This window comes from Cupriavidus sp. KB_39 (genome assembly GCF_052114485.1).
GTDB lineage: Bacteria > Pseudomonadota > Gammaproteobacteria > Burkholderiales > Burkholderiaceae > Cupriavidus.
In genome coordinates, this window is sequence record NZ_JBFREV010000008.1 from 83,020 (window position 1) to 96,489 (window position 13,470).

12 protein-coding genes are annotated in these 13,470 nt (G+C 69.0%); 3 read left to right on the forward strand and 9 right to left on the reverse strand.

Annotated elements, in window-relative coordinates; translation table 11 throughout:
• From AB4Z27_RS08660 to AB4Z27_RS08675, 4 genes are all read right to left on the reverse strand, one after another.
• Entirely contained in the window at nt 1–942 is a 942-nt protein-coding gene (locus AB4Z27_RS08660; protein WP_092297234.1) for a LysR family transcriptional regulator, read from the reverse strand.
• A 114-nt stretch (nt 943–1,056) separates the two neighbouring features.
• The gene (locus tag AB4Z27_RS08665; protein ID WP_092297231.1) at nt 1,057–1,770 is read right to left on the reverse strand and encodes a 4-carboxy-4-hydroxy-2-oxoadipate aldolase/oxaloacetate decarboxylase; all 714 of its coding nucleotides are present in this window, start codon (nt 1,768–1,770) and stop codon (nt 1,057–1,059) included.
• Nucleotides 1,767–2,522: a PIG-L deacetylase family protein gene (locus tag AB4Z27_RS08670; RefSeq protein ID WP_441592904.1), complete on the reverse strand. Its 756-nt coding sequence runs from the start codon at nt 2,520–2,522 to the stop codon at nt 1,767–1,769. The genes AB4Z27_RS08665 and AB4Z27_RS08670 overlap by 4 nt, the downstream gene beginning before the upstream one ends.
• Before the next feature lie 24 nt (nt 2,523–2,546).
• Complete coding sequence (locus tag AB4Z27_RS08675; protein WP_092297225.1) at nt 2,547–3,566, reverse strand: Bug family tripartite tricarboxylate transporter substrate binding protein; 1,020 nt, start codon at nt 3,564–3,566, stop codon at nt 2,547–2,549.
• Between the two features lie 98 nt (nt 3,567–3,664).
• Between AB4Z27_RS08675 and AB4Z27_RS08680 the strand changes: the two genes are divergently transcribed.
• On the forward strand, nt 3,665–4,567 hold the full coding sequence (locus AB4Z27_RS08680) for a LysR family transcriptional regulator (RefSeq protein WP_441592903.1): 903 nt from the start codon (nt 3,665–3,667) through the stop codon (nt 4,565–4,567).
• 17 nt (nt 4,568–4,584) lie between these two features.
• Here AB4Z27_RS08680 and AB4Z27_RS08685 read toward each other — a convergent pair whose 3' ends face one another.
• From AB4Z27_RS08685 to AB4Z27_RS08695, 3 genes are read right to left on the reverse strand one after another with little or no spacing between them, the layout of a single operon-like run.
• The gene (locus tag AB4Z27_RS08685; RefSeq protein WP_441592902.1) at nt 4,585–5,745 is read right to left on the reverse strand and encodes an acyl-CoA dehydrogenase family protein; all 1,161 of its coding nucleotides are present in this window, start codon (nt 5,743–5,745) and stop codon (nt 4,585–4,587) included.
• 33 nt (nt 5,746–5,778) lie between these two features.
• The gene (locus AB4Z27_RS08690) at nt 5,779–7,917 is read right to left on the reverse strand and encodes an acetate--CoA ligase family protein (protein ID WP_092297217.1); all 2,139 of its coding nucleotides are present in this window, start codon (nt 7,915–7,917) and stop codon (nt 5,779–5,781) included.
• A 27-nt stretch (nt 7,918–7,944) separates the two neighbouring features.
• The gene (locus AB4Z27_RS08695; RefSeq protein WP_441592901.1) at nt 7,945–9,300 is read right to left on the reverse strand and encodes an MmgE/PrpD family protein; all 1,356 of its coding nucleotides are present in this window, start codon (nt 9,298–9,300) and stop codon (nt 7,945–7,947) included.
• Nucleotides 9,301–9,686: 386 nt separating this feature from the next.
• Between AB4Z27_RS08695 and AB4Z27_RS08700 the strand changes: the two genes are divergently transcribed.
• Entirely contained in the window at nt 9,687–10,598 is a 912-nt protein-coding gene (locus AB4Z27_RS08700) for a LysR family transcriptional regulator (RefSeq protein WP_092297444.1), read from the forward strand.
• A 135-nt stretch (nt 10,599–10,733) separates the two neighbouring features.
• The gene (locus AB4Z27_RS08705) at nt 10,734–11,702 is read left to right on the forward strand and encodes a Bug family tripartite tricarboxylate transporter substrate binding protein (protein ID WP_441592900.1); all 969 of its coding nucleotides are present in this window, start codon (nt 10,734–10,736) and stop codon (nt 11,700–11,702) included.
• A gap of 9 nt (nt 11,703–11,711) precedes the next feature.
• On the opposite strand, the gene alaC is transcribed toward AB4Z27_RS08705, so the two are convergent.
• Together alaC and AB4Z27_RS08715 are read right to left on the reverse strand one after the other, a co-directional pair.
• Nucleotides 11,712–12,926 (reverse strand): alanine transaminase, encoded by a 1,215-nt coding sequence (gene alaC, locus AB4Z27_RS08710; RefSeq protein ID WP_441644263.1) that lies wholly within the window; start codon nt 12,924–12,926, stop codon nt 11,712–11,714.
• 117 nt (nt 12,927–13,043) lie between these two features.
• Entirely contained in the window at nt 13,044–13,433 is a 390-nt protein-coding gene (locus AB4Z27_RS08715) for a hypothetical protein (protein WP_441644264.1), read from the reverse strand.
• Nucleotides 13,434–13,470 lie beyond the last annotated feature (37 nt).

Sequence of the window (13,470 nt, forward strand, 5' to 3'; positions counted from 1 at the left end):
TCACCCCTCGATCAACCGCGCCCCTCTCCACCCCCCGGACTTCACCAGTCCGCGGGCGGTGTCGGCCAGCACCACCCGCAGCGCCAGGGCGGCGGGCGACAGTTCGTCGTCGGACAGGCTGCACAGCAGGTTGCGTCGGCCCACGCTCGGGTCGTCGATCTGGGCGAGGTGGAAGCGCGTGGCGGCGTCCGGGTACCGTCCTACCGCCGCCCAGGGCTGGAGCGTGGCGCCGAAGCCCATGTCCACGGCGGACATCAGCATCGCCAGCGAGTCCACCTCCTGGATCACGCGCGGCGCCACCTTGGCGCGGGCGAACGCGGCGTCCAGCGTGCTGCGCAGGCCGTGCACGCCGGTCGGCATGATCAATGGCACCTCGGCAAGGTCCGCCATGCCAAGCTGGGTGGGCGGCTCCGCCTTGCCCTGGGGCAGCGCCTGCCGGGACTGGATCAGGAACAGCGTCTCCTCCAGCAGCGGCAGCACGGTCCAGCGCCGGGCGGCATGCGTGTCGAACAGCACCGCGAGGTCGAGCTGGCGGGCGTTGAGCATGGCGGTCAGGTGGCCGGACAGGCTTTCGACGATATGCAGGCGCACATCGGGGTAACGCTCCCGCATGGCGCGGATCAGCGGCACGCCGATCACCGACGCCGTGGTCGGCGCCAGCCCCACGCTCACGGTGCCGGAAAGGCGCGCGTGATGGGCCGCGCGCCGCGCCTGCTCGGCATGGCGCAGCGTCAGCTGGGCTTCGTGGAAAAAGGCCAGGCCGGCCTCGGTGGGGGTCACGCCCTGCGGCGTTCGGCGCAACAGCCGGGTGGAAAGCTCGCCTTCGAGCCGGCTGATCTGCTGGCTGACGGCCGACTGCACCATGTCCAGCTCGAGCGCGGCACGGCTCATGCTGCCAAGCTCGACCACCCGGACGAAATACTGAAGCTGGCGCAGTTCCATCTGTCTCCCCCGTTCTCGCGGATCCCTGCCGCGCCGGCGGGATTCGACCTGTTGTTCCGGGGTCTTATACCAGATGTACGGGGGCCGCGCGTGGCGCGGGCACCCCGGGCGCCGTCAGGCTTCGTCGGCGCCGCTGTACCAGTCCACGGTCTGGTCGAGGTAGACCAGACCCTTGGCCGCGAGGGCCGGGCGCATGTTGTACATGTCCACGCCGAGTACGCCGGAGGCGAGTTTGTCGCGCTTGGACAGCTCCAGCGCCTCGCGCTCGGCCGCCTTTTGCGCGATGTCCTGCGCCTGCGGGCGCGCCACCACGACCACGCCGTCGTCGTCCGCCACGATCACGTCGCCCGGCCGCACAGTGGCGCCGGCGCAGACCACCGGCACGTTCACGGCACCCACGGTTTCCTTCACGGCGCCCTGCGCGTGCACGGCGCGGGACCAGACCGGGAAGCCCATCGCGTTGAGGGTGCTGACATCGCGCACGCCGCCGTCGATGATCAGGCCGCGCGCGCCGCGTGCCTTCAGCGACGTGGCCAGCAGGTCGCCGAACAGGCCATCGGTGCAGTCGCTGGTCAGGGCCACCACCAGCACGTCGCCCGGCTGGATCATTTCCACGGCCACGTGGATCATCCAGTTGTCGCCGGGGTGCATCAGCGCGGTCACGGCGCTGCCGGAGATCGCCGTGCCGGACTGGATCGGCCGCAGGTACGGCTTCATCAGGCCGGTGCGGCGCTGCGCCTCATGCACCGTGGCCACGCCCAGCTTGCCGAGCGACTCGATCGCGGCGGGTGCCGCGCGCAGGATATTGCGGTAGGCAATCGTCTTCATGCCAGCACCTCCGAAACTTGGGGAAACACGCGTGCATAGCCTTCGCCGTACTGCACCTTGCGATCGGAATTCCGCGTGGCCTGCGCCCCGCGCTGGAGCGCCACCCKGGTGTAGTACTCCCACAGGTGCTCCTGCGCGGCCATGGTCGTGAACGCGCGCTGCTTCTTCTCCCAGACAGAGGAGATGTCCAGCAGCACGTCCGGCTTCCAGTTGCACTGCTCAGGCTGGTGCGGCTCGAACAGGAACACCGGCGGCGCGCCGATCACCGGCACTTCGGGCTTGTAGCCGTGGGCCTGGGCGATCACGCGTGCCTCTTGCGCCACATGCGTGGCGAGCGGGTGGTCGAAGTTGTAGATGTCCTCGCGCGAGTGGCTCAGCACCAGTTCGGGACGGATGTCGCGGTAGATGTCGGCCAGACGCAGCAGCGCCTCGTCGGGCACGCGCATCGGATAGTCGCCGAGGTCGAAGCACTCCAGCGTGCCACCGAGGATCTCGGCGGCGCGCTGSGCCTCTTCRTGACGGGCGGCCTTCACGCGGTCCATCGTCATGCCCGGCTGGCGCCACATCTTGGCCGATTCGCCGCGCTCGCCGAACGACAGGCAGACGATGCGCACGTGGTAGCCGCGCTCSGCGTAGAGCGCGATGGCGCCGCCGGCGCGCCAGACGAAGTCAGCCGCGTGGGCGCTGACAACCAGGATGGACGGCTGGGTAGCCGCGGCCGTGGCAGTGGAAGGAGCAGTGTTTTGGGACATACCTAATACCAGTCAGGGTGAGACTCAGTCGGCCGTGATACCGGCCTTGCGGATAACGCCCGCCCAGGTCGTGGTTTCGGTGCGCACGAACTGGCCGAAGGCTTCCGGCGTGCCGGGCAGGATGGTCACGCCCAGTTGGGTGAGCTGCTTGCGCACGTCGGCGTCGGCCAGCGCGGTGTTGGCGGCGGCATTGAGCTGCTTGATGATCGCGGGCGGCGTCTTGGCGGGCGCCACGAGGCCCCACCAGACCGAAGCGGTGAAGTTGGGCAACCCTTCCTCGCGCGAGGTCGGCACGTCCGGCAGCAGGGCCGAACGCTTGGCGCTGGCCACGGCCAGCGGGCGCAGCGTGCCGGCGTGGATATGGGTGATGACCTCGAGCGGGTTGATCGGCATAAAGGTGATCCGTTCGCCGAGCAGGTCGGTGATGGCGGGGGCGCCACCCTTGTACGGCACGTGCAGCACGTCGATGCCGGCGGTGTCCTTGAGCATTTCGCCGGCCAGATGGCCGGAACTGCCGTTGCCGGCGGACGCGTACGCCAGCTTGCCGGGCTGGGCCTTGGCCTGGGCGACGAGGGTCTTCAGCGAGTCGATCTTCGACTTGGCGGGCACCACCACGACCAGCGAGGCCTCGCCCACGCGCGCCACGGGCGCGAAGTCGGTGGCGGGGTTGAAGGACAGCTTGGCGAACAGCGCCGAATTGGTGGCGAGGCTGTTGGACGCCATCATGATCGTGTAGCCGTCAGCCGGCGACTTGGCGACGATGTCCAGGCCGATATTGGTGCTGGCGCCCGGGCGGTTGTCGACGATGATCGGCTGCTTGAGCGCCTGGCTCATCTTCTGGCCGACGGCGCGCGCCACGATGTCCACCGCGCCGCCAGCGGCGTACGGCACGACCAGACGGATGGGCTTGTCCGGATACGCCTCGGCGGCCTGCGGGGCCGAGACGGCCAGGCCAAGGGTGGCGGCCAGCAGCGTGGCGAGCGAGTTGATCAAGAACGGGCGGCGCGCGCCCTGCGAAACACGACGACGAGCGGACCCGCGCATTGTCTTCTCCAGGTTTCTTTTAAGTGCGCCCATTCTGTGCAGCCGTCGTGATACTGTCCAATATGTTTTCAGATGGCTTGTTATTTCGATTTCGAATCATGGACTTTCGCCAACTCCGATATTTCGTGGCCGTCGCCGAGGCGTTGAGCTTCAGTGAAGCCGCCCGCAAGCTGCATGTGAGCCAGCCGCCACTCAGCATCCAGATCAAGGCTTTGGAGGAGGAATTGGGCAGTGCGCTGCTCGAACGCTCCCGCCATCACGTGGCGCTGACGCCCGCCGGGGCGCTGTTCCTGGACAAGGCCCGCGATGCGCTGGCCACGCTGGATCAGGCGCGCGAGGTGGTGAAGCAGGTGGCATCGGGCGATGCCGGGGAGATTCGGGTGGGATTCACGGCATCCGTGCCGATGCATGACGTCTTTCCGCGCGCCGTGCATCAGTTCCGCGAGGCACACCGCAACGCCACCCTCCAGTTGGTGCATATGTCGACCGGGCAGCAACTGCAGCAGCTTGAGCAGGGCGAGATCGATATCGGCTTCCTGCGGCCGTCGCCACAGTTTCGGCCACCGGCCAGCATCACGGTGCGGGAGGTGCTGGCAGACCGCCTCGTGGCCGTACTGCCGGTCAGCCATGCGCTGGCGCGCGAAGGGAGCGATGACCGGGATGGCGCGGCAGGTATCGACATCGCCGAGCTATCCGCCGAGCGCTTCCTGCTATTCCCGCGCGGGCTGGGCTGCGGGCTGTTCGACCATGTGACCACGCTGTGCAACCGGGCCGGCTACGCGCCCAACGTCGCGCAGGAGGCGCGCGAGGCCACGACCATCATCGGGCTGGTGGCCAGCGGCGCCGGGGTGTCGGTGCTGCCCGAGATCTACGCGCGCACCGGCATTCCCGGCGTGGCCTACCTGCCGCTGGCCGGCCCGGACGCCGGCAGCCGGGTCCTGATGGCCCACCGCGCCGGCGCCCTGTCGCCRATCATGGCGCGGTTTATCGGCTATTTCTGATCGAACGGACGAAGCGATCAGGCCCGTGCCTTCTCGGGCCGCTGCGAGAACGTCCGCTCGAACACCGATTCGGCGATGCGGTTCTTGAGGATCTCGATCGACCCGCCGGCGATCATCCAGCCGCGGCAGCGGCGCTGGCAGTACTCCACCAGCGCTTCCTGGCTGTAGCCCATGCCGCCCATCACCTGGATGGCCTCATTGGCGATGTCGAAGCCAGCCTGGTTGCAGAACGCCTTGGCAATCGCGGTTTCCTCGGCGGACGGGATGCCGCTGTCGGCATTGGCGGCGGCACGGTAGAGCAGCAGCTGGCCGGCGTCGAGCTTCATCTTCATCTCGGCGAACTTCCATTGCAGGCCCTGGAACTCGCACAGCAGGCGTCCGAACTGCTTGCGCTGCATGGCCCACTGGCGCGCTTCCTCGTAGGCATAGCGGCCCAGCGCCAGCGAGCGCGCCGTGTTCCCCATCCGCTCCACGTTGAAGCCGGCAATCTGCTTCTTGAAGCCGCCCTCGCCCAGCAGCACGTCCTCGGGCGCCACGTACACATCGTCGAAATAGATCTGTGCCCACTCCTCGCCCGACATGAACTTCGAGCGCTGGCCGATGCGTACGCCCTGCGCCTTGGTGTCGATCAGCACCGAGCCGATGCCGCCCACGCCCGGGCCGAAGCGGACGTAGGCCAGGATCACGTCCGCATGGGGGCCGTGTGTGGTGAAGACCTTGCTGCCGTTGATGCGGAAGCCCGCGCCGTCCGGCGTGGCGCTCGTCTTCAGCTCGGTCACGGCGGAGCCGGCCTCSGGCTCGGTCATGCCCACCGARATCAGCGCGCTACCTTCCAGCAGCGGGGCCAGCCACTTGGCCTTCTGCGCCGCCGAGCCGTACTCGGCCAGCACGCGGATCGCGCCGAAGTTGCCGGCCTGGATCACGTCGGCACTGCGCGGGCAGTGCGCCGCCACGGCCTGGATGGCGATGATGGCGTCCATCAGCGTGCCACCCTGCCCGCCGTCGGCCTCGGCAATGGTGATGCCGAGCAGGCCCTGCGCGGCCATCTTCTTCGCCACGTCCCAGGGGTAGGCATCGGTATGGGCGCGCTGGTGGGCGCCGGGGCGCAGTTCCTTCTCGGCGAAGCGGCTGACGGCGTCCTGAAACTCCTGCTGTTCCGGGGTGAGGGTGAAGTTCATGTTGAGTCTCCGAATTTTAGAAATTTGTGATGATTACGACGCATCTGGCGTGGCGCTGAGCCGCAGCACGCAGTCGACACCGACCACGCCCTCGGCGCGCACGAACAAGGGGTTGATCTCGGCTTCGTCGATGCGCACGCCCTGCACCACTGCCAGCCGCGAGAAATCGACGATGGCGCGCGCCAGCGCATCCACATCGCCGCGGGGCAGGCCCCGGAAGCCACGGATCAGGCGTGTGGAACGCACCTCGCCGATCATGTCGCGGGCTTCTTCAAGGCTGACCGGCGCCGGCCGCAGGCTCACGTCCCGGTGCAATTCCGCCGTGATGCCGCCCGCGCTCAGCATGACCATCGGGCCGACCAGCGGGTCGTGCCGATAGCCGAGCATCAGTTCCAGCAGCCGGTGTTCCATGCGCTGGACCAGAATGCCGTCCAGCCGCGCGGCGGGGGCGCCCCGCCCGGCGTTGTCGACCAGCCGCGCCGCCGCGCGGGCCAGTTCCTCGTTGTCCCGCACGCCCACTTCCACGCCGCCGATTTCGGTCTTGTGCAGGATGTCGCGCGAGCAGATCTTGGCAACCACCGGGTACGGCACCGCGTGTTGCAGCGCGTTGGGCTGCACCAGCGCCATCGGGGCGATCGGCACGCCCAGTTCGCCAAACGCGGCGGCGGCTTCGAACTCGGACAGGTCGCCATGCGTCGGCAAGCTAGCGGGCCACGCCACGGGCTCGGGCGGCGTGCCAGCGTCCAGCGGCGTGCGTGCGGCGCGGAACAGGCAGGCCAGGGCGTCCGCGCAGGATTCGGGCGTGCGGAACGCCGGCACGCCGGCTTCCTGCAACAGCGTCAGSGACTGYCCGGCCTCCGGGGCCAGGAAGGCCAGCAGCGGCTTGCCCTGCACCGCGGAGGCCTCGACGATCGGCCGCACCGCGTACGCCGGGTGGAACTGCGCCGACGAACCCGCCACGCACAGCACCGCATCGCACCAGTCACTCTGGAGCATCTGCTCCACGAGGTCGCGGTACTGCGCCGGCGAGGCGGCCAGCGTCAGGTCGAGAATCGGCGTCTGGCGGATCTTCAGGCCGCGCGCGGCCATGTGTTCGATGAACGCCGTGGGCGGCGCCACGGCCTCCACATCGGCCAGGCCGAGCCGGTCCACCACCGTGGCCGCGCCGCCGCCCGTGGTGGTGACCACCGCGATACGCGGATTGCGGTCCAGCGGCGGGATGGCGCTGGCGTAGCGGCGCGCCAGCGGTGCGGCCTCGAACAGCGTCTCCAGCATCTCCACGCGCATCGCGCCGTGCTTGCGCAGGAAGGCATCCACGGCGGCGTCGTTGCCAGCCAGCGCGCCGGTGTGGGACTGCGCCAGCGCCTCGCCCTGCGCGGAGCGGCCCAGCTTATAGACCAGCACCGGCTTGCCGGCGGCGCGGGCGCGGCGCAGGGCCGGGCCGAGCACGGCGGCGTCGCGGATAGTCTCCAGGAACAGCAGGATCACCTCGGTGGCGCTGTCATCGACCATCAGGTCGACCAGTTCGCCCACGCCGATGTCCGCCTCGTTGCCCACCGACACCAGCTTGGCGAAGCCCAGCCCGCGCGCCGCGCCGCGCGACAGCAGCGCGCCCAGCATCGACCCGCTCTGCGAAATCACGCTGATGCCGCCCGCGTGCAGGGTGTCGGTCTCCAGCACGGCGTTCACGGACAGGATGGCGCCGCTGTGCACGTCCACCACGCCGATGCTGTTCGGGCCGAGCAGCCGCACGCCCAGCTCCCGGGCGCGCAGTGCCAGCGCCTGCTGGGCGGCCATGCCGGCCTCGCCAAGTTCGGCAAAGCCATCGGAAAACACCGTCACCACGCTGGCGCCGCGCGCGGCGCATTGCTCCAGCACCTCGGGCACGTGGCGGCCCGGCACCATCACAAAGGCATGGTCGATGGTCTCCGGCAGCGCGGCCACGCTCGGGTAGGCGGGCAGGCCCATCACCTCGGTGCGGCCCGCGTTGATCGGGAAGATGCGGCCCGAATAGCCGTGCTTGCGCATGAAGCGCAGCGGCCGGGCGGTGTTCTTGCTCTCGTCGGCCGAGGCGCCCACCAGCGCCACGGCGGCTGGCGTGAACAGCGCCCGGGCCAGCGCGCTGCCGGTCACCGTCGCGTCCGGCGCCACGTGTTCGTCCACTCTCGTCATATCGGTATCTGTCTGTAGGGTTGCGGGTCAGCCGGCGCGCAGCTGGCCGAGGCCGAGCGCCCGCACCGGGCGGTCGCCGAGTTGCCAGAGCGCGTCGAGCAGGCGTGCGGCGGGGCCGGCGCCGATCACGGGCGCGCCGAGTTCCATGAATTTGTCGGTCAGCATGGCGTCGTCGAGCGGCGCCTCGGGGTCGCCCCGGCGGTACGGGGCGAAGTGGGTGTGCCGGCTCCCATCGGCCATCTCGATCTCCACGCGCGCGGCGCGCTGGCGCGGGAAGGCGGCGGTCAGATCGGCGTCGGCGGTCAGCGTGATGCGGGCCATCAGCGCGCGGATGGCGGGGTCGGCCATGCGCTGGGGCTGGAAGGCATCGAGCCGCACGGCGCCGTGCAAGAGCCCGTGCGCCACCACGTAGGGCAGGCTGAAGCGGGCCTCGAAGGCGGTGGTCGGCTGGAAATTGCCGGTGACGTCGAGCGCCACCTGGTAGGTCGCCACGCGTACGGCGGCGATGCGAGCCGGATCGAGCCCGTGGTCGCGCACGATCTGCATCGCGGCATCGATGGCGGCGAAGGTGTGGCCGCAGCAGCCGTGGTTCTTCTGGGTGATCCGCGTGATATTGAAGTCGGTGCCGAGGCCGGCGGTAACGTCGCGCCAGTCGGGCTTGCCGCACAGCGCGGCGCCAAAACCGGCGTCGCCCTCAAGGATGTCGTGCACGCCGTTCACACCATGCGCGGCGGCCTGGGCTGCCTGCACGCCCACCTGCGCGGCGTGGCCGGCGTGGAGCGCCTTGGTCATGGCATCGGAGCGGAACGCCTGCTGGAGGCCGGAGGCGAACGTCGTGGCGGTGGCCATGGCGTCGGCGGCCACGCGTGCATCGCCCGGCGCCGCCAGCAGCGCGCCGGCCGCCGCCGCGCCCAGGCAACCCACCGTGCCGGTGGTGTGGAAGTAGCGATAGTGCGCCGGCTGGATCGCGGCGCCGATGCGCGTGGAGACCTCGTAGCCGGCGATCACGGCGCGCAGGAAATCGGTGCCGCTGGCGTCGGCCTGCTCGGCCAGGGCCAGCGCCGCCGCGATGGTCGGGCAGCCCGGGTGATAGACGGCATCGCGGAAAATGTCGTCGAATTCGGCCGCGTGGGACGCGCTGCCATTGATCCACGCCGCCAGCGCCGGAAACGCCGTGGTGGCGTGGCCGACCACCGTGGACGCGCCCACGCCCAGTTCCGCGCTGTGGGCCCGCACCAGCGGCTGCCCCGGCGCCATCGGYACGCCAGCCAGCAGCGCGGCGAACCAGTCGATGACCGCGCGGCGTGCGTGATGCAGCACCGGAGCGGGCAGCTCCGCCGTGGCGGCACGGCTCACGTAGGCGGCGAATTCGTCTATCAGCATGTGTTGTCTCCTTGTTCCGGGGCGCCTTTCTCCCCTCTCCCTCTGGGAGAGGGGTCGGGGGAGAGGGACGGCGTATCGTCGATGCGATACCGCGCATTCCGCTCCTGCCCTCTCCCCCGGCCCCTCTCCCGCAAGCGGGAGAGGGGAGAAAAGCGGGGCGCCTCAATGCCTCACATGGTAGGGACGCCGCCGGCGCGAGCTTTGACATTTGGAGAACGCTCCCGCGCCGCGCCGTGTATTCCGGGGTATGCGGGGCCGGTGCATACTCCGCAGGCGCGCCGTGCGCCGATGCCGTGCGATTCCGGGAAAACCCGCATCGCCAGATCCGCCGCCCGGCCGCGCGCCCCGGAACCCTTTCCGTCTGGAGAACGCCCGCGCCCATGGACATGGATATCCCCTCGCTCGCCATCCTGATCGCCGCCGTCGAGGAAAAAAGCCTCTCGCGCGCCGCGGAGCGCGAGAACCTCGTCACTTCCGCCGCCAGCAAGCGCATTGCCGAACTGGAGCGCCGCGCCGGCACCGCCCTGCTGCGCCGCCATGGCCGGGGCGTGGAGCCCACGCCGGCCGGCGCCATGCTCTACCAGCGCGCCAAGGCCATCGTGCGGAGCGTGCAGCTCGCGCAGGATGCGCTGGCGGCCTACTCCACCGACGGCATCGCCAAGATCCGCCTGGCCTCCAACCGTTCCACAGTGCTCCAGTTCCTGCCGACCGACATCAGCGGCTATCTCAAGCACGACCCGGAGGCGCGCATCGACCTGGTGGAGTCCTTCAGCATGGATATTCCGCGCATGGTCTCCAAYGGCGACGTGGACATCGGCATCTATCACGCGCGCAGCCCCAGCCCCGGCGTGTACTCGCTGCCGTACCGCAAGGACCGTGTGGGGCTGGTGGTGCCGCGCGGGCATCCGCTGGAGGCCAAGGGCGCGCTGCTGCTGGAAGAGGCGCTCGACTACGACTTTCTCGGCTACTTCCCCCGGCATACCTTCGATGCCTTCCTGACGCTGGTGTCCGGCACCATCTCCCGGCCGCTGACCGTGAAGACGCAGGTGTCGAACTTCGAGGCGCGCTGCCGCATGGTGCGCGAGGGGCTCGGGATCGCCGTGGTGCCCGAGGGCATCGCCCGAAACTATCTGGCGATGATGGGCCTGTCCCTGCTGACGCTGAACGATGCCTGGGCGGTGCGGGATTTCTACGTGTGCGTGCGCGACAAGGACTGCCTGCCGGCGGGCGTGGGACGGCTGCTGGAATACCTGAGCCGGTGCGCGGCGATGGAGCAGCACTTCCAGAAACCGAGGTAGGGGGCATTCCCCCGGGGCGGCCCGATCAGGGTTTTCCGCCATGCGCGCAAAGAACGCTGCGTTGCTCTTTTTTCAAAGCTGGCGGCTGGCGGCTTCCTAACATGGCTGACATAACGACACGATTCGGAGACAGCCATGAACAAGATCCTGCGGCGCACGGCCGCCGGCCTGCTGCTGTGCTGCGCCGCCACGGCGGGCGCCCAGCAACCCTACCCGTCCAAGCCGGTGCGCATGGTGGTGGCCTTCACCGCCGGCGGCACCACTGACATCCTGGCGCGCGAAGTCGCCCAGCAGCTTGGCCAGACGCTCGGCCAGAGCGTGGTGGTGGAGAACCGGCCCGGCGCCGGCGGCAATATCGGCACGGACTACGTCGGCCGCAGCGACCCGGACGGCTACACGCTGCTGGCCACCTCGGTCGGCCCGGTGGCGATCAATCCCACGCTGTACAGCAAGCTCAAGGTCAATCCGCAGACCGACCTCGCCGCCGTGGCGCCCATCGCGGACGTGCCGAATGTGCTCGTGGTCAGCCCCACGCTGCCGGTGAAGACCGTGCAGGAGCTGGTGGCCTACGCCAAGGCCCACCCCAACACCCTGAATTTCAGTTCGACGGGGGTGGGTACGGCGGCGCACCTCTCTGGCGTGCTGTTCAACGAACGCACTGGCGTGAAGACCACTCACGTGCCTTACAAAGGCGCCGATGCCCTGAACGACCTGCTGGCCGGCCGCGTGCAGTTCATGTTCGCGACGATTCCGTCGGTGATCTCGCACATCCGCGGCGGCGCGCTGCGTCCGCTGGCGGTGACCTCGCGCAAGCGCTCCGCCGCCCTGCCGGAGATCCCGACCATGGCCGAAGCCGGCGTGCCGAACCTGGTCACCGGTGCGTGGTTCGGGCTGTTCGCCCCCAAGGGCACCCCGAAGGCCATCGTCGCCACGCTCAACAAGGCGGTCAACGATGCACTGAACAAGCCGGAAGTGCGCACGAAGATGTCCCAGCAAGGCGCCGAGGCCATGCAACTGGCCCCGGAAGCCTTCGGCAAATTCGTGCTGGCGGAATACGAACAGTGGAAGCCCGTGGTGATCCAGTCGGGGGCGCGGATCGATTGATTGGCGGGGCTACCCCCCCGCCCCAACCAACCCATCCGCCCGGAACATCGACTTGATGCCCCTCACCGCCTGGCGGATGCGGGATTCATTCTCGATCAGGGCGAAGCGGACGTATTCGTCGCCGTAGTCGCCGAATCCGATGCCCGGCGATACCGATACCCTGGCCTTTGCCAGCAGTTGCTTGGCGAACTCGAGGGAGCCCAGCGCGCGGTAGGGTTCGGGGATGCGGGCCCAGATGTACATCGACGCCTTGGGGATCTCCACCGGCCAGCCGGCTTCGATCAGGCCCTTGGCCAGCACGTCGCGGCGGGACTGGTATTGGGCGGCGATGTCCTTCACGCATTGCTGGTCGCCCTCCAGCGCGGCAATTGCCGCGACCTGGAGCGGCGTGAAGGTGCCGTAGTCGTGGTAGCTCTTGATGCGCGTCAAGGCGGCCACGAGGTCCGGGTTGCCGACCATGAAGCCAATACGCCATCCCGCCATGTTGTAGCTCTTGGACAGCGTGAAGAACTCCACCGCGATGTCCTTCGCCCCCGGCACCTGCATGATCGACGGGGCCTTCCAGCCGTCGAACACGATGTCGGCGTAGGCCAGGTCGTGGACCACGAAGATGTCGTGCTTGCGCGCCAGCGCGATCACCCGCTCGAAGAAGTCCAGCTCCACGCAGGCCGCCGTCGGGTTCGACGGGAAGCCCAGCACGATCATCTTGGGCTTGGGATAACTGCCCCGGATGGCGCGTTCCAGTTCGGCGAAGAAGTCGATGCCCGGCGACAGCGGCACCGAGCGGATGTCGGCGCCGGCGATCACCGCGCCGTAGATGTGGATCGGGTAGCTCGGGTCCGGCACCAGCACGGTGTCGCCCCGGTCCAGCGTGGCCAGCATCAGGTGGGCGAGGCCCTCCTTCGAGCCGATGGTGACGATCGCCTCCTTGTCCGGATCGATCTCCACGTCGTAGCGCTCGCGGTACCAGTGCGAGATGGCGCGGCGCAGCCGGGGAATGCCCTTCGAGGCCGAATAGCCATGCGTGTCCGGCCGCTGCGCGGCATCCACGAGCTTGGCCACGATATGAGGCGGCGTGGCGCCATCGGGGTTGCCCATGCTCATGTCGACGATGTCCTCGCCACGGCGGCGGGCGGCCATCTTGAGCTCGGCGGTGATGTTGAAGACGTACGGGGGAAGGCGATCGATGCGCGCAAAGCGGCGCTTGCCGGAATCGGCAGTCATGGCGGGAGTCCTTTACGTAAGCGCCCGGAACCGTCCGAGCGACGTCGGCGGCCGTTGTCTCGGCCACCGGGAATCGATCTTATCCAGCCTTGCCCGTTTGCACAACGGGCTTTTTTACTACAGCAGCCCGCCGGGCACCTTGGTGGGACGGTCCGCCGGGAGATGGCGGACGATGCAGTCGAGCGCGGCGGCGTTGGCCTTGTCGCCACCCATGGCGCCGGCGATGGAACTCCGGTACTGCGGCACGCTGATGCGCTGGTAGTAGAGCCGCGAGGTCTGGTCGAGCCAGAACACGTAGTCGCTGTCGCTGTCGTCGCCGCCGCTGCGCAGCCACTCGCCCAGCGGGTGCGAGCCCAGGCGGGTGTTGGCGCATGCCTTCTGCACCGTATCGAGATAGGTGTTGAAGCCCTTGGCTTCGACATTGCGCACGGCGTCTGGGGCGCAGGCGGCAACGGTCATCGACACCACAGCAGCAATCGACAGCAAGGTTGGACGCATCAGCGGCATGGCACATCCCGGGCGGTTGGCATGCCGCCAGTGTAGG

Bases quoted from the DNA above. Each gene is read 5' to 3' on its own strand.
- AB4Z27_RS08660 (WP_092297234.1), bottom strand. From the start codon at position 942: ATGGAACTGCGCCAGCTTCAGTATTTCGTCCGGGTGGTCGAGCTTGGC.
- AB4Z27_RS08675 (WP_092297225.1), bottom strand. From the start codon at position 3,566: ATGCGCGGGTCCGCTCGTCGTCGTGTTTCGCAGGGCGCGCGCCGCCCG.
- alaC (WP_441644263.1), bottom strand. From the start codon at position 12,926: ATGACTGCCGATTCCGGCAAGCGCCGCTTTGCGCGCATCGATCGCCTT.
- AB4Z27_RS08715 (WP_441644264.1), bottom strand. From the start codon at position 13,433: ATGCCGCTGATGCGTCCAACCTTGCTGTCGATTGCTGCTGTGGTGTCG.
- AB4Z27_RS08705 (WP_441592900.1), top strand. From the start codon at position 10,734: ATGAACAAGATCCTGCGGCGCACGGCCGCCGGCCTGCTGCTGTGCTGC.
- AB4Z27_RS08665 (WP_092297231.1), bottom strand. From the start codon at position 1,770: ATGAAGACGATTGCCTACCGCAATATCCTGCGCGCGGCACCCGCCGCG.